The organism is Herbaspirillum sp. (assembly GCF_035644555.1).
Classification (GTDB): Bacteria; Pseudomonadota; Gammaproteobacteria; order Burkholderiales; family Burkholderiaceae_D; genus Herbaspirillum.
Map to the genome: position 1 here is coordinate 30,473 of NZ_DASQOH010000077.1, position 18,626 is coordinate 49,098.

Annotated in this window: 18 protein-coding genes and 1 pseudogene; 6 read left to right on the forward strand and 13 right to left on the reverse strand. The window is 63.7% G+C overall.

The genetic code is table 11. From position 1 onward, the window contains the following. Positions 1–258: 258 nt before the first annotated feature. The gene (rpsO, locus tag VE092_RS21455; RefSeq protein ID WP_006712917.1) at positions 259–528 is read right to left on the reverse strand and encodes a 30S ribosomal protein S15; all 270 of its coding nucleotides are present in this window, start codon (positions 526–528) and stop codon (positions 259–261) included. A gap of 212 nt (positions 529–740) precedes the next feature. On the opposite strand from rpsO, the gene VE092_RS21460 reads away from it, so the two are divergent. Then, a complete protein-coding gene (locus tag VE092_RS21460) occupies positions 741–1,265 on the forward strand; it encodes a hypothetical protein (RefSeq protein ID WP_234296140.1) in 525 nt (174 codons plus the stop codon). Between the two features lie 80 nt (positions 1,266–1,345). Here VE092_RS21460 and VE092_RS21465 read toward each other — a convergent pair whose 3' ends face one another. The 4 genes from VE092_RS21465 to VE092_RS21480 form a co-directional block, all read right to left on the reverse strand. Then, on the reverse strand, positions 1,346–2,698 hold the full coding sequence (locus VE092_RS21465) for a GntP family permease (RefSeq protein ID WP_324879956.1): 1,353 nt from the start codon (positions 2,696–2,698) through the stop codon (positions 1,346–1,348). A gap of 240 nt (positions 2,699–2,938) precedes the next feature. Next, positions 2,939–3,322: a RidA family protein gene (locus tag VE092_RS21470; protein WP_006712914.1), complete on the reverse strand. Its 384-nt coding sequence runs from the start codon at positions 3,320–3,322 to the stop codon at positions 2,939–2,941. Between the two features lie 72 nt (positions 3,323–3,394). Next, a complete protein-coding gene (locus VE092_RS21475) occupies positions 3,395–4,885 on the reverse strand; it encodes a D-aminoacylase (RefSeq protein ID WP_324879957.1) in 1,491 nt (496 codons plus the stop codon). 1 nt (position 4,886) lies between these two features. After that, the gene (locus tag VE092_RS21480) at positions 4,887–5,771 is read right to left on the reverse strand and encodes a MurR/RpiR family transcriptional regulator (protein WP_006712912.1); all 885 of its coding nucleotides are present in this window, start codon (positions 5,769–5,771) and stop codon (positions 4,887–4,889) included. Positions 5,772–5,932: 161 nt separating this feature from the next. On the opposite strand from VE092_RS21480, the gene VE092_RS21485 reads away from it, so the two are divergent. Further along, on the forward strand, positions 5,933–7,225 hold the full coding sequence (locus tag VE092_RS21485; RefSeq protein WP_324879958.1) for an amino acid deaminase: 1,293 nt from the start codon (positions 5,933–5,935) through the stop codon (positions 7,223–7,225). An 81-nt stretch (positions 7,226–7,306) separates the two neighbouring features. Then, positions 7,307–8,230 (forward strand): sugar kinase, encoded by a 924-nt coding sequence (locus tag VE092_RS21490; protein WP_324879959.1) that lies wholly within the window; start codon positions 7,307–7,309, stop codon positions 8,228–8,230. A gap of 13 nt (positions 8,231–8,243) precedes the next feature. On the opposite strand, the gene VE092_RS21495 is transcribed toward VE092_RS21490, so the two are convergent. Next, positions 8,244–9,572 (reverse strand): tetratricopeptide repeat protein, encoded by a 1,329-nt coding sequence (locus VE092_RS21495; protein WP_324879960.1) that lies wholly within the window; start codon positions 9,570–9,572, stop codon positions 8,244–8,246. Between the two features lie 217 nt (positions 9,573–9,789). Next, positions 9,790–11,328, reverse strand: a complete 1,539-nt coding sequence (locus tag VE092_RS21500) for a PLP-dependent aminotransferase family protein (RefSeq protein WP_324879969.1) — start codon at positions 11,326–11,328, stop codon at positions 9,790–9,792. A gap of 176 nt (positions 11,329–11,504) precedes the next feature. On the opposite strand from VE092_RS21500, the gene VE092_RS21505 reads away from it, so the two are divergent. The 3 genes from VE092_RS21505 (at position 11,505) to VE092_RS21515 (ending at position 14,272) form a co-directional block, all read left to right on the forward strand. After that, the gene (locus tag VE092_RS21505) at positions 11,505–11,873 is read left to right on the forward strand and encodes a hypothetical protein (RefSeq protein WP_324879961.1); all 369 of its coding nucleotides are present in this window, start codon (positions 11,505–11,507) and stop codon (positions 11,871–11,873) included. A 187-nt stretch (positions 11,874–12,060) separates the two neighbouring features. Further along, on the forward strand, positions 12,061–13,560 hold the full coding sequence (locus VE092_RS21510) for a sensor domain-containing diguanylate cyclase (RefSeq protein ID WP_324879962.1): 1,500 nt from the start codon (positions 12,061–12,063) through the stop codon (positions 13,558–13,560). Between the two features lie 4 nt (positions 13,561–13,564). Beyond that, on the forward strand, positions 13,565–14,272 hold the full coding sequence (locus VE092_RS21515; protein ID WP_324879963.1) for an alpha/beta hydrolase: 708 nt from the start codon (positions 13,565–13,567) through the stop codon (positions 14,270–14,272). 12 nt (positions 14,273–14,284) lie between these two features. Here VE092_RS21515 and VE092_RS21520 read toward each other — a convergent pair whose 3' ends face one another. The 6 genes and pseudogenes from VE092_RS21520 to VE092_RS21545 form a co-directional block, all read right to left on the reverse strand. Then, complete coding sequence (locus VE092_RS21520) at positions 14,285–14,779, reverse strand: hypothetical protein (protein WP_324879964.1); 495 nt, start codon at positions 14,777–14,779, stop codon at positions 14,285–14,287. 198 nt (positions 14,780–14,977) lie between these two features. Continuing rightward, complete coding sequence (gene pssA, locus VE092_RS21525) at positions 14,978–15,838, reverse strand: CDP-diacylglycerol--serine O-phosphatidyltransferase (RefSeq protein ID WP_324879965.1); 861 nt, start codon at positions 15,836–15,838, stop codon at positions 14,978–14,980. Positions 15,839–15,914: 76 nt separating this feature from the next. Beyond that, on the reverse strand, positions 15,915–16,559 hold the full coding sequence (locus VE092_RS21530) for a phosphatidylserine decarboxylase (protein WP_324879966.1): 645 nt from the start codon (positions 16,557–16,559) through the stop codon (positions 15,915–15,917). Positions 16,560–16,785: 226 nt separating this feature from the next. Next, positions 16,786–17,316: a vesicle formation protein gene (locus tag VE092_RS21535; RefSeq protein WP_324879967.1), complete on the reverse strand. Its 531-nt coding sequence runs from the start codon at positions 17,314–17,316 to the stop codon at positions 16,786–16,788. 89 nt (positions 17,317–17,405) lie between these two features. After that, the gene (locus VE092_RS21540; protein ID WP_324879968.1) at positions 17,406–18,215 is read right to left on the reverse strand and encodes an SIMPL domain-containing protein; all 810 of its coding nucleotides are present in this window, start codon (positions 18,213–18,215) and stop codon (positions 17,406–17,408) included. 233 nt (positions 18,216–18,448) lie between these two features. After that, a pseudogene (locus VE092_RS21545) lies at positions 18,449–18,626 on the reverse strand (ketol-acid reductoisomerase); the annotation flags it as partial.

Here is an 18,626-nt window from a genome sequence, read left to right on the forward strand (position 1 = left end):
TTCAGGCGCTGTCGTTCACCTCACCACAGTGGCCGGCGAAACCGGTCACTCACGACGAACGCGGCATTGATCAAACAAACAGCCTGCCGCGATGAAACAATGATCTATTCCTGCCCGCAGGGCATTGCGCTTCGTTGCGCCCCGGCCTACGCCTGAGCTTGCGGAATCGCAAAAAACAAAATGCCCGCGTCAACGAGTGACGCAGGCATTTCGTGGTGGTCCCGGGGCAGAGCCCGGAGACCCAGACGCGAAGTCAAATTACTTACGCAGACCGAGTTTCTCGATCAGGGCGCGGTAACGATCGGCGTCCTTGTTCTTCAGGTAGGACAGCAGGCTCTTGCGACGGTTGACCATCTTGATCAGGCCACGACGGGAGTGGTGATCCTTGACGTGGGCCTTGAAGTGGCCGTTCAGGTCGTTGATGCGTGCGGTCAGCAGCGCGACTTGCACTTCCGGAGAACCGGTGTCGTTCGTGCCGCGGGCGTTTTCGGAGATAATGGCAGCCTTGGCTGCTTTTTCGATGGACATTGCTTTTACCTTTCACAAGCGGTGTGCGGAGCGTCAAATGATGTGCCCTGCATACCGTGAACAAAAAATGAGAATCCGGCCAAAACGACCGGACGCGAAATTATATAGCAAAAAGCCATTCCAACAAACATTTGCCGACAGGATCTGTCAGACCAGCCCAGGGGCTGGCCGCAGCCGGGCCGTATTGGAATGACAACAACAGGAAGATCACCATGAAGCAACTCTCCCCCCTCCTGCGCCGCGGCCGCCCGCTGCTGGCCGCAGCCCTGCTGGCCAGCGCCGCACTGAGCGGCTGTGCCTCGCTGTTCCAGCCGCCAGTCACGCCCGGCGAGAGCGAAGAACAGGTAGTCGCCCGCCTGGGCGCGCCCAGCAATGTGTATCCGGATGGCGACAGTCGCCTCTTCGAATACGCTGCCGGCGCCTTCGGCCAGTATCAGTACATGGCCCGCATCGGCCCTGATCATCGCCTGGTTTCCTACCAGCAAGTCTGGACGATCGAAAACTTCCGTGCCATCCGCCCCAAGCAGGACACCAAACTGGACGTACTGCGCAGGGTCGGTCGTCCCACCGAAGTGACGCGTTATGCCCGCATCCCCTTCGAGGCCTGGAACTACGGCTTCAAGGAAAGCGGCGTATGGAATTCGCAGATGACCGTCTATTTCACCGACCAGGGCATCGTGGAAAAGGTCGAGAACGGCCCCGACCCGCGCTTCGACGACACCCGCTCGCGCTTCTGACCCACCCATTGCCGCCATGAAAAAGGCCGCCCGCTCTGCACTGCAGCGGGCGGCCTTGTCACGAGGACGTTCGGTCAGGCTCAGACCACGGTGGCCAGCGCCAGCGTGAACAGCAGGGCCAGCACCGAGACCAGCGTTTCCATCACGGTCCAGGTCTTGAAGGTCTGCGGCACGGTCATGTTGAAGTATTCCTTGACCAGCCAGAAACCACCGTCATTGACGTGCGACAGGATCAGCGAACCGGCGCCGGTGGCCAGCACCATCAGCTCCGGACGCACGCCACCGACGGTGGAGACGATGGGCGCGACGATGCCGCAGGCGGTGGTCATGGCGACCGTGGCCGAACCGGTGGCCACGCGGATCAGGGCAGCCACGAACCAGCCCAGGATCAGCGGCGACAGATGCGCATCGGTGGCGATACCGACGATGGCCTTGGAGACACCGCCATCCATCAGGATGCGACCGAAGCCGGCACCCGCACCCACCACCAGCGTGATGCTGGCGATCGGGGCCAGACATTCGTTGGTGAACTTGAGGATCTGGTCGGCGCCGAAACCACGGGCACGACCGAAGGTCCAGAAACTCACCAGGGTGGCGATCAGGAGCGCGATGACCGAGTTGCCGATCAGGCGCAGGAAGTCGTTGGCGAAGGTCTTGGGCGCGAAGAACAGATCGGCCCAGCTACCGATGAGCATCAGTGCCACCGGCAGCAGGATGGTGAAGAGCGTGATGCCGAAGCCCGGCAGTTCACGGTCCTTCTTGCCGGCGTCGACGAATTGCGAGATCAGCGGATTGTCGGGATCGGGAATCACCACCTTGGAAATCAGCTTGCCGAAGATCGGGCCGGCGATGATGGCGGTGGGAATGCCCACGATCAGCGCGAACAGGATGGTACGACCGATATCGGCGCTATAGGCGGTCACTGCCAGCAGCGCCGCCGGGTGCGGCGGGATCAGACCGTGCACCACGGACAGACCGGCCACCATCGGGATACCGACCAGCACCATGTTGGTACCGGTGCGCTTGGCGACGTTGAAGGCGATCGGCACCAGCAGCACGAAACCGACTTCGAAGAACACCGGCAGACCGACGATGAAGGCCACCGTCATCATGGCCCAGTGCACGTTCTTTTCACCGAAGGCCTTGATCATGGTGTTGGCGATGCGCTCGGCACCACCGGACTCGGCCATCATCTTGCCCAGCATGGTACCCAGGCCCACCACCAGCGCGATGTGGCCCAGCGCACCGCCCACACCGGTTTCGAAGGCCTTGACGATGTTACCCATCGGCATGCCCACGGACAGGCCCAGCAGCAGCGAGACCACGATCAGCACGATGAACGGATTCATCTTGAATTTGGCGATCAGCACGATCAGTGCAATCACCGCTACCAGTGCATAGACCAGTAGCGCACTCCCTTGTACAGCCTCCATCTGTTGCTCCTCTTCAGAAGGTAAAAAGACGCCCGCCGGCGATACCACACCCCTGCCGGCAAACATGAACTGCCAAATCGAACAGAACTCTTGAAACGCCCATATGAATCAAATGATTTAAATAATTTAGATTATTTATACGACTCAAATCATCAGACTCACATCATTCACTGCGGCGACTTCAGCAGCAGGCTGCATCGGGATACTTGACGCTCCCTTCGATGCCAGCCCGCCAGCTCATCAGCGCTTGAAGGCCACGCAATCGACCTCGACCTTGCAATCCACCACCATGCTCGACACCACGCAGGCGCGGGCCGGCGGATTGGCGCCGAAGTACTCCTTGAAGACCTTGTTGAAGGACTGGAAGTCGCGCGCGTCATCCAGCCAGACACCACAGCGCACCACGTGTTCCGGTCCGTAGCCGGCTTCCTTCAGGATCGCCAGCACATTCTGGATGGCCTTGTGCGATTGCGCCACGATGCCACCATCGATCACTTCGCCGTTTTCCATGGCCACCTGGCCCGAGACGTACAACCAGCCGTCAGCGGCCACTGCGCGTGCGAATGGCAGATGCTGACCACCGGTCCCGCTGCCGCCTTCCACGCCAAATCGTTGAATACTCATTGTTGCTCCTTCACTTTGATTCACATTGAAACTTGAAACACTGAAAAATACTTAAGCCCGGCCCCACTGCGTTCAGGCGGCTTCCTTCTGCAATTTGCGCGCCAGGAAGCGACCGGAGCGTGCAGCAGTGGACTGCTTGTCCTGGCCGCGATAGGCCAGCTGGCCGTTGACCCAGACGCCCTCGATGCCGTGTGCCGGCTGCATAGGATCGGTAAAGCTGGCCGCATCACGGATGGTGTCGGCATCGAACAGCACCAGGTCGGCGTGATAGCCCACCCGCACGAAGCCGCGCAAGTCCAGCCCGAAGCGTTGCGCCGACAGGCCGGTCATCTTGTGCACGGCGGTGGCCAGCGAGAACAGCTTCTGTTCGCGGCTGTAATAGCCCAGCACGCGCGGGAAGGCGCCCCACAGGCGCGGGTGCGGCAGCGGATCGTTGGGCAGGCCGTCGGAGCCGACCACGGTGGCCGGGTGCGAGAGGATGCGATTGACATCGTCATCGGACATGCAGTGATAGACCGCGCCGGCCGGCATCAGGCGCCCGGCCGCCGTGTGCAGGTCCACGTCCCACTCGGCGGCGATCTGCTTCAACATCTTGCCGCCCTGCTCCGGATGCGGCTCGGACCAGGTGACCTGGATGTCGTAGTCGGCCGTCACCTGCTTCAGGTCCAGTGTGGATGAGCTGGCGGTATAGGGATAGCAGTCGCAGCCCACGTGCTGGTGCCGCGCCGCCGCCTCCAGCGCCTGCAGCACTTCGCTGCTGCGGCCCCAGTTTTCCACGCCGGCACATTTCAGGTGCGAGATCACCACCGGCACGCGGGCATGCTTGCCGATGCGGAAGGCCTCGTCCATGGCATCGAGGATGTCGGCGAATTCGCTGCGCAGGTGAGTGGCATACATGCCGCCGAACTCGGCCAGCGGTTCGGCCAGGGACAGCACCTCCTCGGTGGGCGCATTGATGGCATTGCCATAGGCCAGACCCGTGGACAGGCCCAGCGCGCCGTGCTCCAGCGCCTCGCGCAACTGGGCGCGCATGCCGTCGATTTCGCTCTGCGTGGCAGCGCGGTCCAGACGGTCCATATGGTTGTTGCGCAGGGCCGTGTGGCCGACCAGCGCGGCCACGTTGATGGACGGTTGCGCGGCATTGACCGCCTCGACATAGCTGGCAAAGGTCGGATAGTGGAAGGCCTCGGATTTGCCCAGCAGGTTCATCGGGTCCGGCGGATCGGCCTTGAGCGTGACCGGCGCGGCGCTGATGCCGCAGTTGCCGACCACGACCGTGGTCACGCCCTGCGACAGCTTGGGGAACATCTCCGGGGTGCGGATGACATTGGTGTCGTCATGCGTATGCACGTCGATGAAGCCGGGCGAGAGCACGCGGCCGGTGGCATCGATCTCCTGCGCGGCATGCCACTGGTCGAGCTGGCCGATGGCGGCAATGCGGCCCTGGTGGACGGCCACGTCGAGCACCTGGGGCTCGGCGCCGGAACCGTCGATCACCAGGGCGTGACGGAACAGGGTGTCGCAGCGACGCTCCCCGTCCTCGGTATGGGTGGTGGATATCATGTCAGTCTCCCAGCGGCTGGTGCAGGTCGCCCCCGCCGCGATGTGCGTCGAGCACGTACTTGAGGCGGCGCAGCCGTTCCTGGCTGCTTTCCTTGTGCAGCAGGGCCAGCTCCAGCACCAGCATGTCCAGCGTCGCCATCATGGCGTAGCGCGACGAGGACGGTTTGAAAATCAGGTCGGTCTCCAGCGTCTTGATGGGCAAGAGCACATCGGCCAGCCTGGCCAGTGGCGAACCGAGGGCGGTGATGGCGATCAGCTTGACGCCGTATTCCCGCGCCACCTCGCAGCTGGCCAGCAGTTCCGGCACGCTGCCGGTGGTGGAGAAGACCAGCAGCACGTCTTCCTTGTCCAGGGTGGCGGCCACCATCTTCTGCAGCACCGCATCGTGATAGGTCGCCACCGGTCGCCCCAGGCGCACCAGGCGATAGCGCGCCTCGTCGGACATCATGGTCGAGCCGCCACCCATGCCGAAGCAGTAGATCATGCGCGCGCCCTGCAGCAGGTGCGCGGCTTGCATCAGCATGTCCGGGTTAAGCATGGCGCGGTTCAGCTCCAGCACCGCATGGATGTCGCGATAGACCACGTCAGCCAGTTCCGGCGGCTGCTCCGACGGCAGGGTCTTGGCGCCATCGAAGAAGCGCTGTCCCACCGCCACCGCCTGCGCCAGCAGGAACTTGAATTCACGCACGTCGCGGCAGCCCATGGCCTTGGCAAAGCGCGTCACGCTGGCCACCGACACCCCGGCCTTCTCGGCCAGCTCACCGATGCTGGCGCTGGCGGCGGCCGAGAGGTCGCCCAGAATGGCCTCGGCCACCTTCTGTTCGGCCAGTCGCAAGGTGCTGCTACGCTCGCTGATGCGGGAAATGATGTCCAATGTCTGCGCCATGGGGTGAAAGGATCTGGTCGGCGGAAAATACCCAGAAAAGTGCATGCCGGATGCACCAAAAAGAGCCGCAAGAATAATTTATGTTATTTACTAACACGGCGTAAACATAGTAAATTCAAGGCTATTATTACGTCAATCCTAATTTCACAGGAATTAATGCGATGAATGATACAAACTACCACGGACCTTATCAGCCCGGCATCGTCGACCCGCTCAACAAGGGTCTGGGCGCCCTGCCCCAGCCGTTGTCGCCGCAGCAGGCCGGCAGCGTGCGCTGGAACCTGCTCAACGAGGACATCAGCCTGCCGGCCGCGGTGTTGTATGAAGAAAAGATCGCCCACAACCTGAAGTGGATGCAGGAATTTGTCGGCCAATACCAGGTCAAGCTGGCCCCGCACGGCAAGACCACCATGGCGCCCAAGCTGTTTGCGCGCCAGCTCGACACCGGCGCCTGGGGCATCACCCTAGCCACTGCGCACCAGACCCTGGCGGCCTACCACCACGGCGTGCGCCGCGTGATCATGGCCAACCAGCTGGTGGGCAAGCGCAACATGGCCATCATTTCGGAATTGCTGGCCGATCCCTCCTTCGAATTCTTCTGCCTGGTCGATTCGGCCGACCTGGTGGAGCAGCTCGGCCGCTTCTTCGCCGAACGCAAGCAAACCCTGAACGTGCTGCTGGAACTGGGCCCGGCCGGCGGTCGCACCGGCGTGCGCAATGCCGACCAGCAGGCTGCCGTGCTGGCCGAGATCGAACGCTGGGACAGCCTCGCCCTGGCCGGGGTGGAAGTGTATGAAGGCGTGCTCAAGGAAGAGGTCGATATCCGCCGCTTCCTGCAACGCGCAGTAGCCTGTATCGGCGAACTGGCCGCGCAGGGCAAGCTGGCGCGCCGCCTGGCGCACGGTCCGGCGGTGCTGACCGGGGCCGGTTCGGCCTGGTACGACGTGGTGGCCGAAGAATTCGGCCAGGCCGATATCGGTGCGGCCCTGGACGTGGTGCTGCGCCCGGGCTGCTACCTGACCCACGACGTGGGCATCTACCGCGCCGCGCAGGCCCAGATCCAGGTGCGCAATCCGGTGGCGCACAGCATGCGCAGCCAGTTGCAGCCGGCGCTGCAGCTATGGGCCTACGTGCAATCCATCCCGGAAAGCGACAAGGCCATCATCGCCCTGGGCAAGCGCGACGCCGCCTTCGATGCCGGCCTGCCGGCGCCGGTGACGCGCTTCCGTCCGGGCCATGACACCCAGCCGCAGGCCACGCCAGCGCACTGGGAAGTCACCGGCATGATGGACCAGCACGCCTACCTCAAGATCGCCGCAGGCGACGACATCAAGGTCCGCGACATGATTGCCTTCGACATCTCCCACCCCTGCCTGACCTTCGACAAGTGGCGTCATCTGGTGGTGGTGGATGCGCGCTTCGATGTCACCGACATCGTGCAGACCTTCTTCTGAGGCCGCCCGGTTCATCCGGGTTTCCATCCCGGTTCTTATTCATTTTCGTTCCTGCGTACTTCAACTTCGTTTCAGCACAACATGAGCAAGCAGATCCTCGCCTATGGTGAAGCCATGGTGGAATTCAACCAGAGCATCGCGTCGCCGCGCAATTTCCTGCAGGGATATGGCGGCGACACCTCCAACTTCGCCATCGCCGCCGCCCGCCAGGGGGCGGCCTCGGCCTATGTCAGCGCCGTCGGCGATGATCATTTCGGGCAGGACCTGCTGGCCCTGTGGCAGCGTGAACAGGTCGACGTGCAGCACGTGGCCGTGCGCCCGGACGCCAGCACCGGCATCTATTTCGTCACCCATGACGACAGCGGCCATCAGTTCCACTACCGCCGCGCCGGCTCGGCGGCCAGCCAGTACCAGCCGGCCGACCTGCCGCTGGAGAGCATCGCCGGCGCGGCTGCCCTGCACCTGTCGGGGATCAGCCTGGCCATCAGTGAAAGCGCCTGCGAAGCAGGCCTGGCCGCCATGGCCCAGGCCCGTGCTGCCGGCGTGCCGACCTCGCTGGACACCAATCTGCGCCTGCGCCTGTGGTCGCTGGAGCGCGCCCGCGAAAAGATGGAACAGGCCTTCGGCCTGTGCGATATCTGCCTGCCGAGCTGGGAAGACGTGTCCACGCTGACCGGGCTGGAAGATCGCGACGCCATCGTCGATCGCCTGCTGGGCTATGGCGTGCAACTGGTGGCCTTCAAGCTGGGCAAGGAAGGTTGCTACGTGGCCACGCCGCAAGAGCGGCGCATGGTGGCCCCGTATCCGGTACAGGCACTGGATGCCACCGGCGCCGGCGACTGCTTCGGCGGCGCCTTCATGGCCGAGCTGATGCGCGGCAGCAATCCCTTCGCGGCGGCGCGCTACGCCAACGTGGCCGCTGCCCTGTCCACCACCGGTTATGGCGCGGTGGAACCCATCCCCACCCGCAACCAGGTCGAAGCCGCACTGCACGCGGCGGCCTGAATACCCGATCCGGTCAGCGGCGGCGGGCCACCAGCAGCATGCCCTTCACCGGCTGTCGCACTTCCTCGCGCAGGATCTCGTCGCTGTCGTGCAGCACCTCCATGCCGTGCGCCTGCAATACCCGACGTACATAGTCGCGCCCGTGGCGATAGCGACCGCTGGCATGCAGGCAATAACCGTCCTCGGCGGGGTCATGGGCCGTCAGTGCCTCGACCGTGAAGGCGAAATAGCCGCCACTGCGCAAAGCGCCAGCGACCGCGCCGAAGACCTGATCCAGGTCGCCGAAGTAGATCATCGTGTCGGCGGCGGTGACAAGGTCACAGGATTGCGGATGCCGCGCCAGGTAGTCGCCGATCTCGGCCTTTTCCAGATGGGCGTAGAGCCCGGTGCTGGCGGCCTTTTCCAGCATCTTGCCCGCCAGGTCGACGCCGATGATGCGATGCGAGAAAGGCGCCACCTGGGCCGCGCACAGACCCGTACCGCAGCCGATGTCGACGGTGGCGAACTGGCGTGACGGCGCCATCAGTCGCGCCAGGCCCTGAGCGATCAGACTGGGGCCACGATAGGCCAGGCTTTGCAGCAGGTTGGTCTCGAAGGTCTCGGCGTAGCGGTCGAAGTGCGATTCGATGTAGCGGTCCGAGGCACGGGCGGGCACCTCGTCCTGTGAGCAGGCGGCCAGCATGTGGGCTGCGATCGGGTTGTCCGGTTGCTCTTGCAGCCAGGCGCGATAGGCTTGCGCAGCCTCCTCCAGACGGCCGAGGAAATAGAAGGAAATCCCCACCATCTCCCAGGACTTGCCCTCCATCGGCGGCAGAACGTAGGCGCGGCACTGGTAGTGCGAGGCCTGCATCTTGTCGCCCGCGGCTTCATGCAGGCTGCCCAGGTGCAGCAGGGAGGGCACAAACTCGGGGGCAATCTCCACCGCCCGCTCGAAGGCCGCCATGGCGTCTTCCCGGCGCTCTTGCTGGAGCAGGGCGGCGCCCAGGTTGTTCCAGACGGTGTGGTCTTGCGGCGTCAGCGCCAGCGCATCGGCGTAGGCCTGTTCGGCGCCTTCCACCTGGCCCAGCGCAAACAGCACATTGCCCAGGTCGTTGTGCCAGGCCGCGTTGTCGGGCTCCAGCGCACTGGAGAGTTCCAGCTTGTCCAGCGCTTCTTCATGGCGCCCGGCCTGATGCAGCCAGATGCCGTAGAAGTGCAATGCCACCGGCTCGATGGGGTCCTCTTCCAGCACCGCCTCGTAGACAGCACGGGCCTCGTCCAGGCGCCCGGCCATGTGGGCGTCGATCGCCGCGTGCAAACGGACCTGGTGGGCGTGCTGCGTCTGCTGCTGGGGTTCAGGCATGGACTGGTCTCCCGGAAAGGACATCGGATCTAGGCAGCACGCGTGAGAATGCAAACCTTCGTCTTTACATGTTCTTTACAAGTCTGACGCAGCCCGCGCTTTCGGGCAATGCCTGATTCTCTGCCATCCCTGCCTCATCACCGGCCCGGAATGCAAAAAGGCCACCCCGGGACTGTACCCGGGGCGGCCTGACGAAAACTTCATGTTACCGACGGCCCTACTGTGCGGCCAGGCTATGCCCGATGCTGCCCAGGCGGCGCAGTGCCTGGTCCAGTTCGCGGGTAAAAGGATGACCGCAGCAGATGCGCAGGAAATGCCCGTAGCGGTTGGAATTGGAGAAGATGGCACCCGGCGACACCCCCACGCCCTCGGCCAGCGCCCGTTCGAACATCTGCTGCGAGCACACCTGCACCGGCAGCTCCACCCACAGGCCGACGCCGCCATTGGGCACATTCAGGCGCGTGCCCTCGGGGAAATAGGCCGCAATCGATTCGGCCATGCGTTCGCGCTGTTCCTTGAGCAACTGGCGCAGGCGGCGCAGGTGGCGGTCGTAGGCCGGGCTGGCGATGAAGTCGGCGGCGGTGACCTGGGTCCATTCCTCGTTGGCGCGGGTATGGGTGAACTTGAGCATCTTGACCCGCTCATGCCAGCGCCCGCCATTCATCCAGCCCAGGCGCATGCCCGGCGCCAGCACCTTGTTCAGGGAGGCACAATAGATCACATTGCCGCTGCGATCGCGGCTCTTGAGACTGGACGGCGGCACGTTGCCGTCGGCCAGTTCGGTGTAGGCATCATCTTCGATCAGCGGCAGGCGCAATTCTTCACACAGGCGCACCAGCTTGTCCTTGTGCTCGTCGGGCATGATGCAGCCCAGCGGGTTCTGCAGGTTAGGCACCACCACCACGCCCTTGATATTGCCGTAGGTGCGCACCGCCAGTTCCAGCGCCTCCACCGAGATGCCGGTATGCGGGCTGGTCGGAATCTCCAGCGCCTTCATGCCCAGGTTTTCCAGGGCCTGCAACAGGCCGAAATAGGTCGGCGACTCCACGGCGATGGTGTCACCGGGGCCGGCCACCGCCCGCAGGGCCAGGTTGAGCGCTTCGATACAGCCGTGGGTGACCACCACTTCTTCGTGATCGATGCGCATGCCATGGTGTAGCGCCCGCCGCGCCACGGCCTGGCGGAAGGTGGCATTGCCGTTGTGCGGCATGGCGCTGGTGAGCAGCTCGGGGCGGTCGCGCAGGGCACGCATGGCGGCCTGCTTCAAGGTTTCCACCGCATACAGCTCGGGCGCGCAGGTCATGCCGGAAAGGTCGATGCGCGGCGCACCGCTCTGGCGCAGGGCGATGTATTGCGACACCTTTTCATGGATGCCGGCGTACTGCTCGGGATCGATGGCCATCAGGCTCTTGGGCTCCTGCACCGGACGGATGGCCGAGCGGCGCGGCTGGCGCACGAAATAGCCGGAACGCGGACGGGCTTCCAGCCAGCCGCCCTCCTCCATATGGCGCAGGGTCTGCAAGGCGGTGGACAGGCTCACCTGATGCTGGCGCATCAGGTCGCGCACCGAAGGCATGCGGTCGCCAGCCACCAGGGTGCCGGACTGGATCGCGCCCTGATAGTGGTCCGCCAGCCGGCGGTAGAGCGGTTGGCGACCGCCTTCGGCGGGACCGGGCGCGAACTGGGGTTCAGGAAGCGCCGACGGCGGTGCGGGCGGTGCTGGCGAGAGATCGGGAAGGCGCAGGCTGGTATCCATAACAGTCATGATGTTCTTCCGGGGCAAACCGGAACAGATACAGAGTATTCGAAAAGAAACGATAACAGGGCAAAAAATCCAAGGCTGTTTCGCAGCAGCATGCATTTTCCTGTGCCTGTTGCACCGCCCTGCGCCTCCCTAGACTGCACTCATCCCCACCACCTCGGAGAAAGTGCATGCCCATCCCCAGCCATCCCCCTGTTCCCGACCCGCACGCCACAGCCCGCAGGCTGCCACTGGGTCGCGGCGAGCACCGACAACTATGGTTGCCGGCCGGTAGCCAGTTGCTGTGCCACGCCCCGCTGTTGCGCGTGACCGAAGCGGCGCAATGGCAGGTCGATCGCCTGGTCAGCCGCCAGAGCCGCCTGGCCGATGGCGAATGCCTGCTGCTGCAGCACGATGGCTGGGTCGGCGTCCTCGCGCCGCAGGGCGGGGAACTGCTCTGTCTGGTCAACCGGCGCCAGCGCTGGCATGCGCCACTGCTGACGCTGTGGCGACGCCTGGGAGGCTGGCGACACGCGCTGAACCCGAGCCGGGCGCGGTGAGCGGGAGCGGAAAACGAGGGCCGGCGATGGCGGTGAAGGACGATAATTAACTATCGGTCAACAAATTCGCCCATTTTTAGCGCTGGAACGCATAAAACTTGTGTGAAATCACGCAAACAGGCGGGCAGGACGTGCAGGAGTTTCTGTAAAACCATTACACTTCACCATCAGCAAAAGATGAAGTGTTATGCAGAACGATCCGTCCCCAGCAAGCCCTCCGCCGGCCGCCGCCCCGGCGCTTTCCGAAAAAGATACCTTCGACCTGACGCCGGTTTCCCTGTGGAAAGAGGATTACAGCGGCCTCAAGCGCCTGTTCGACCAATGGCGCGCCGCGGGTATTACCGACCTGCGCAGCTACCTGACCCAGGACACCTCGCGCGCCCAGGCCTGCGCCATGCAGATCCGGGTGGTCGACGTCAACCGTCGCACGCTGGAATGGTATGAGGCACGCGACCTGGCGCATCTGGTGGCGAACCTGGACAAGGTCTTCCGGGACGACATGATCGATACCTTCATCGATGAAATGGTGCAGCTCTGGAACGGTGGCACTACCTTCTCCAGCTACACGGTCAATTACACCCTGGGCGGCAAGCGGCTGGACATCCAGCTGTCAGGTCGCATCATGCCGGGCAGCGAAGAAAGCTGGGACTATGTGCTGCTGGCCATCGAGAACGTCACCGAACGCGAGACGGCCCGCAAGAAACTCTCGCGCAGCGAAAACTATGCGCGCGGGCTGTTCGAGTATTCGCCCATCTCGCTATGGGTGGAGGACTTCAGCGCCGTCAAGCGGCTCTTCGACGACCTGCACCGCATCGGCATCACCGATTTCCGCACCTTCACCGACGTCCACCCCGAGTTCGTGGAACGCTGCATGCAGGAGATCCGCGTCATCGATGTCAACCTGCAGACCCTGTCCATGTTCGGCGCGCCGGACAAGGCCACCCTGCTCTCGCGCCTGTCGGATGTGTTCCGCGATGACATGCGTCCGCATTTCAACGAGCAGCTCATCGAACTGTGGAACGGCAACCTGTTGCACCATCGCGAGGTGGTCAACTACGCCCTCAATGGCGAGATCCTGCACGTTCACCTGCAGTTTTCGGTCTTCCCCGGCCACGAAGACAACTGGGATCTGGTGCTGGTGGCGCTGACCGACATCACCGCCCGCAAGAAGGCCGAGGCCTACCTGGAATTCCTGGGCAAGCACGACGAGTTGACCAAGCTGCACAACCGCGCCTACATGGTCGATGAACTGAACCGCCTGGAGCGCAAGGGCCCGTTCCCGGTCAGCGTGATCGTGGCCGATCTGAACGGCCTGAAGGAAGTCAACGACGAGCTCGGCCATGCCACCGGCGACGGCTTGCTGCGCCGGGTGGGCGAAGTGCTGGGCAAGGCGGTTGAACGGCCGGGCAGCGTGGCGCGTACCGGCGGCGACGAATTCGCCATCCTGCTGCCCGCCACCGACGAGCGCGGTTGTCAGTTGCTGATGGACCAGATCGAGAAGCTGGTGGAGATCAACAACCAGTATTACTCCGGCGTGACGCTGAGCCTGTCGATGGGGGCCGCCACGGCCGCCCCGGGCGAGCGCCTGGAACACGTGGTGCAGCGTGCCGATGCGTTGATGTACGAAGCCAAGCGCCACTACTACGCCACCAGTCCCGGGCTGGAACGGCGCCATTCCGGCGACTGAGTCCATGCCGCCGGAGGCCGACAGCCTGCGCGAGGAAATGACGCTGGCCGTCGGCGGTGAAACGCTGGCGGTCGATCTGATCCGTGCCGGGGATGGTCAGGCCATCCATACGCTGGTGCTGCACGGTGCCGGACATGGCCACCGGCAGCGCCAATGGCCGTTGCGCCAGACCCTGGCCCGGCATGGCTGCGCCAGCGCCGCGATCGATTTTTCCGGGCACGGTTCCAGCAGTGCCCGGCTCCCCAATTCCCTGTCCAAACGGCTCGATGAAGCTCAGGCGGCGCTGGCGCGCTACACCGTCGTGCCACGCACGGTAGTGGGTGTGAGCATGAGCGGCGAAATCGCGCTGCGCCTGGCCTGCCGCCCCGAAAACCAGATCACCCACGTGGTCACCCTGGTGGGCGCCATTTATGATGGCGCGGCGTTTAGCCTGCCCTTCGGGCCGGCCTTCAGCGCAGCCCTGCGCCGCCCCGGCAGCTGGCGCGAGGCCGCAGTGCTGACGTTGATGCGCCACTATCGGGGACGCCTCACCCTGGTGCGGGCCAGCGAGGATGCGGTGATACCGGCGGAGGTGGCGGAACTGGTACGGCAACACGCCACAGGGGCGGACTGCCGCATCATCGACCTGCCCGGCGTCGATCACCGCATCAGCGAGCGCAGCGCGCGCGATACCGCCCTGCGCGAGCAACTGGCTGCGCTGATTGCGACTTGACGACCTGGTCGCTCAGGCGGTCGTGGAAATGAGGCTGCCGACGATGCCCTGATTGACCAGGTCGCCAACGATGGTGCTGGTGAGGCTGGGGTCGGATTTGAGCAGTGAGGTGAGATCCGGCGAGAGGCCGCCATTGCCGCTGAACTGGCCGTTGCCGTCATAGACGCCAGCGGCCGTGGGAGGCGTCGTGATGCTGGCCAGGATGCCCTGGTAATAGGACTGACTGGCCTGGTTCTGGGTCAGGTCGGGCGAGGTATTGTCGGCCGAACCGGCGCTGACGATGGCATCGAACAGGCCGGCGGCGTTATAGGTCAGGGCGTCCTGCCCCTGCACCGCGGTGCCGCCTCCCAGGCTGACGATCACCGAGGCATCGGTCGACAGTTCGATGGCCTGCGCCACCGCTGCCGGATTGTCGCTGGCCTTGACCGGATTGCTGGCGCCACTCTCTGCGGGAAGCCCGTAGGAGTTCAGACTGCCCAGCGATGTCAGTGTGGTATCGATTGCCATGATTTATTTTCATTCATGTCGCGATTGCGAACTGTGAAGAAATATATAAAGCGCTGAACGCAGTTTAGCAAAAACTTGCCGGATGTGAAGGCGACCCCAAAAAAACCGCGCTGGCCCGGGAGCAAAACACCCGGCACGGGGCCGGGTGTCTGCGTAACTGGCATGGTCATGACCATCAAGGGCCATGGCCCGGGCAACTCAATGGGGCTCGTCCCCGTGCTCATCCTTGGTCTGCACGATGCTGACCGGGCGGCCCTTGAGACGGCGCCAGAGATAGACGCCATAGCCGGACAGGCCGTACAGCACGAACAGGCCGAACAAGACCTTGGACGGATCGCTGGAAATGAGCACCAGCGCCACCACCACCAGGAGTGCCGCGATGAAGGGGACCGGCTTGCGGAAATTGACGTCCTTGAAGCTGTAGAACGGCACATTGGTCACCATCGTGATGCCGGCGTACAGAGTGATCACCCAGGCGTACCAGCTGAGGTCGGTACCGGCAAAGCGCAGGTCATCCATGAGCCAGACGAAACCGGCCACCAGCGCCGCTGCCGCCGGGCTGGGCAAGCCCTGGAAGTAGCGCTTGTCGACCACGGCGATGTTGGTATTGAAGCGCGCCAGCCGCAGCGCCCCGCCCACGCAATAGACGAAGGCCGCCAGCCAGCCCAGCTTGCCCATGCCGCGCAACGACCATTCGTAGACCACCAGCGCCGGCGCGGCACCGAAGGAGACCATGTCGGACAGGCTGTCGTACTGGGCACCGAACTCGCTCTGGGTATTGGTCATGCGGGCGACCCGGCCGTCCAGACTGTCCAGCACCATGGCCACGAAGATGGCGATGGCGGCATAGTCGAACTTGAGGTTCATCGCCATCACGATGGCGTAGAAGCCGCAGAACAGCGCGGCCGTGGTGAAGGCATTGGGCAACAGGTAGATCCCGCGCGACCGGCGCCGCACCACCACCTGCCCGGATTCGTCCAGTTGCGCCGCCTTGGGCCTGCGCAGGGATTTCGGGAAGGGAATGCCGGCCTTGGCCTTGCGTCGTCTTAGTGTTGGCATCGATGTCCAGTAGAGGTTATGCAGAAAACCACCCGCCTCATCCATGCGGCGGCGGGCGCAGGCTATTCGGGTGTGATCAGAGTTCGGCCAGAATGGTTTCGGTCGCGGAAACCTTTTCACCCACGCTGACCTTGGGAACAGCGGTCAGGGGCAGGTACACGTCCACCCGCGACCCGAAGCGGATGAAACCGTAGCGCTGGCCACGGGCCAGGGTGTCGCCGGCCTTGACGTAGCACAGGATGCGGCGGGCGATCAGGCCGGCCACTTGCACGCAGGTCACGCTGTGGCCGCTGGTGGTGGTGATGGCCAGGGCATTGCGTTCGTTTTCCAGCGAAGCCTTGTCGAGGTCGGCATTGACGAACTTGCCGGGGAAGTATTGCACCTTCTCGATCTTGCCATCCACCGGGGCGCGGTTGGAGTGGACGTTGAAGACGTTCATGAAGACGCTGATCTTCAGGGCTTCACGGTCGGTATAGGGATCATGGGCGGTGGCCACCACCACGATACGGCCATCGGCCGGCGACAGCACCGCATTGGCGGCCTGCGGGATCACGCGCGGCGGATCGCGGAAGAACTGCAGCACGAACAGCGCGATGATCCACAGTGGGAAGGACCAGGCGCCGCAGAAATAGGTGGCCAGCAGTGCCACGACCACGGCGATAGTCAGGAAGGGCCAGCCTTCGCGGGCGATAATGGGGTGGGGATAGTGGTTATTGTTCAATGTTGCTCCAATGATCGCGCTGTGCTCGCGGAAAGTTCAAAAGTAAAAGCGTGCCTATTCTAGTCCAGCGCACGTTAATTGCAACGAAATGCGCCGCCCGGGGCGCTTGACGGACGCTATTTGACGGTCTGGGAGAGGTTTTGCCAATCCGCCCGCGGGGCAGGTCGACACCGGCGGTGGCTGTCGACCCGGGATGAGCGGTGGTGGCCGTACAGACGAGCGGCCGCTAGCGGGCCTGGGGATGCGAGAAGCTGAACTTCAGTTCATTGCGCGCCAGACCTTTCGGCCCGGTCAGTTGCATCTGGCCGACCAGCACGGTCGCTTCGACGTCGGCATAGTCGAAACCGGTCACCTCGGTGACCTGGCGCAGGTCACCCTGGCTGCGCTGCTGAGGTTCGTCGGCGATGATGCCGGCAGGCTCCTTGCCCAGCGGCGCACAGGCCTTGATGTCGTTGACCATGCGCTGGTAGGCGCGCCCCAGATCTGCCGGTGACGCCAGGCGCCAGACGCAGGAATAGACGGAGGAGTTGCTGGAGATGGTGCAGACCTCGGCTCCATCAAGCATGAAATTGGACAGGTAGACGGGGCCACGTTTGTCGCCCTTGACGACCGAGTCCTGGCCATCCTTCTTCCAGCCGTCGAAATGCGAGGGGGCCTGCTGCTGCATGGCGCGCAGGTCGGCACAGATGTCGGCATGGGCGCTACCGGCCAGCAGGACGGCCGCGACGGGAAGGATGAGCTTGGCGATGTTCCGCATGTTGATCCTTAAAACGGAAAGGGAGGCCGATTATAGCCTCCCTCCCCTGTCAGCCCGTGCAGGCTGACAGTTCTTGACACCGGTCCTGCCTACTTGAAACGCACCTTGCCGACCAGACGCATGTTGACGGTGGATTCGCCCGGCTCGAAGCTGGGTTCGGCCACGCTGGCGTTTTCCTGCACCATGTCCGAACGCATCATGGCGGCCTTGGCCATGGGGGCGGCGGCCGGTGCCGCATAGTTGCCCGAGCCTTCGAAGTCGACTGTCTCGATCACGGCGTCCGACGGAGCGCGATGCATGGCGTTGGCAATGAAGCCGACGCGCTCTTCCAGGTTGCGATAGGTGGCCTTGACCAGGGCCTCATCCAGCTTGCGGGCAGCCGCCGGGCTCAGCCCGAACTGCAGGCCGTTCAGGTTCAACAGGCTCTGTGCCGACGCCACGGTCTTGGGCAGCGCGCTCAGGTTCTCGGTGGTCATCTCCAGGTACTGCCCGACGCGCCAGCCCACCACTGCGCGGGCCTTGGCCGGCTGACGCGGTTGTTGGGGCGTGACCTGGGGCGGCTCGGCATAGACCGCATAGGTGTAGTAGCCGTAGCTCTTGAGCGTGGCTTGCGGGTCCTGGCGCTTCAACAGCTCGATGCCCTGCTTCATCTTCTGGTTCACGCGGGAGGCAGCGGTGGCCTTGTCCTTGTCTTGCTCTTCAACCTGCAGGGTCACGCGGGCCTGGTCATTGGGTACGCTGATCTCGCCATTGGCGGGAACCACTACCATGGTACCGGTGGTGGCGACGGCAGCCGGCATGCTGCCCTGGGCTTGCGCCGGAGTCTGCGCCTGGACCTGCGATGCCAGGCAAGCGGTCGCCAAAGCGGCGCCCAACATCAGTTTGCGGGAAGGTGTCATAGGGGATCCTCTTTATTCTTGGTCGTGGACGGGTGATGATAACTTCATATTCAAGTCATTCACCCTGCACTTCGACGACTACCCATCCGCTTGGTTCTTGAGCAAATGCAACAAGCGGTAACGACATCGCCCTTCAGCATGGCGCTCTGTCATCCACATCGATGCGCAGGGGGTGCAGGGGCGAAAAAAAAACGCCACGGCGAACCGTGGCGTTTTTCTGCACAAGCGGCAGATCAGTTCTTGCTTTGATCGACCAGCTTGTTGGCCTTAATCCAGGGCATCATGGCGCGCAGCTTCTCGCCCACGATTTCGATCTGGTGTTCGGCGTTGATGCGACGACGCGACATCAGGGTCGGTGCACCGGCCTTGTTTTCCAGGATGAAGCTCTTGGCGTATTCGCCGGTCTGGATG

What these genes read in the sequence shown, in the direction of transcription:
- rpsO (WP_006712917.1), bottom strand. Translation starts at nt 528, where the DNA reads ATGTCCATCGAAAAAGCAGCCAAGGCTGCCATTATCTCCGAAAACGCC.
- VE092_RS21460 (WP_234296140.1), top strand. Translation starts at nt 741, where the DNA reads ATGAAGCAACTCTCCCCCCTCCTGCGCCGCGGCCGCCCGCTGCTGGCC.
- VE092_RS21465 (WP_324879956.1), bottom strand. Translation starts at nt 2,698, where the DNA reads ATGGAGGCTGTACAAGGGAGTGCGCTACTGGTCTATGCACTGGTAGCG.
- VE092_RS21470 (WP_006712914.1), bottom strand. Translation starts at nt 3,322, where the DNA reads ATGAGTATTCAACGATTTGGCGTGGAAGGCGGCAGCGGGACCGGTGGT.
- VE092_RS21475 (WP_324879957.1), bottom strand. Translation starts at nt 4,885, where the DNA reads ATGATATCCACCACCCATACCGAGGACGGGGAGCGTCGCTGCGACACC.
- VE092_RS21480 (WP_006712912.1), bottom strand. Translation starts at nt 5,771, where the DNA reads ATGGCGCAGACATTGGACATCATTTCCCGCATCAGCGAGCGTAGCAGC.
- VE092_RS21485 (WP_324879958.1), top strand. Translation starts at nt 5,933, where the DNA reads ATGAATGATACAAACTACCACGGACCTTATCAGCCCGGCATCGTCGAC.
- VE092_RS21490 (WP_324879959.1), top strand. Translation starts at nt 7,307, where the DNA reads ATGAGCAAGCAGATCCTCGCCTATGGTGAAGCCATGGTGGAATTCAAC.
- VE092_RS21495 (WP_324879960.1), bottom strand. Translation starts at nt 9,572, where the DNA reads ATGCCTGAACCCCAGCAGCAGACGCAGCACGCCCACCAGGTCCGTTTG.
- VE092_RS21500 (WP_324879969.1), bottom strand. Translation starts at nt 11,328, where the DNA reads ATGGATACCAGCCTGCGCCTTCCCGATCTCTCGCCAGCACCGCCCGCA.
- VE092_RS21505 (WP_324879961.1), top strand. Translation starts at nt 11,505, where the DNA reads ATGCCCATCCCCAGCCATCCCCCTGTTCCCGACCCGCACGCCACAGCC.
- VE092_RS21510 (WP_324879962.1), top strand. Translation starts at nt 12,061, where the DNA reads ATGCAGAACGATCCGTCCCCAGCAAGCCCTCCGCCGGCCGCCGCCCCG.
- VE092_RS21515 (WP_324879963.1), top strand. Translation starts at nt 13,565, where the DNA reads ATGCCGCCGGAGGCCGACAGCCTGCGCGAGGAAATGACGCTGGCCGTC.
- VE092_RS21520 (WP_324879964.1), bottom strand. Translation starts at nt 14,779, where the DNA reads ATGGCAATCGATACCACACTGACATCGCTGGGCAGTCTGAACTCCTAC.
- pssA (WP_324879965.1), bottom strand. Translation starts at nt 15,838, where the DNA reads ATGCCAACACTAAGACGACGCAAGGCCAAGGCCGGCATTCCCTTCCCG.
- VE092_RS21535 (WP_324879967.1), bottom strand. Translation starts at nt 17,316, where the DNA reads ATGCGGAACATCGCCAAGCTCATCCTTCCCGTCGCGGCCGTCCTGCTG.
- VE092_RS21540 (WP_324879968.1), bottom strand. Translation starts at nt 18,215, where the DNA reads ATGACACCTTCCCGCAAACTGATGTTGGGCGCCGCTTTGGCGACCGCT.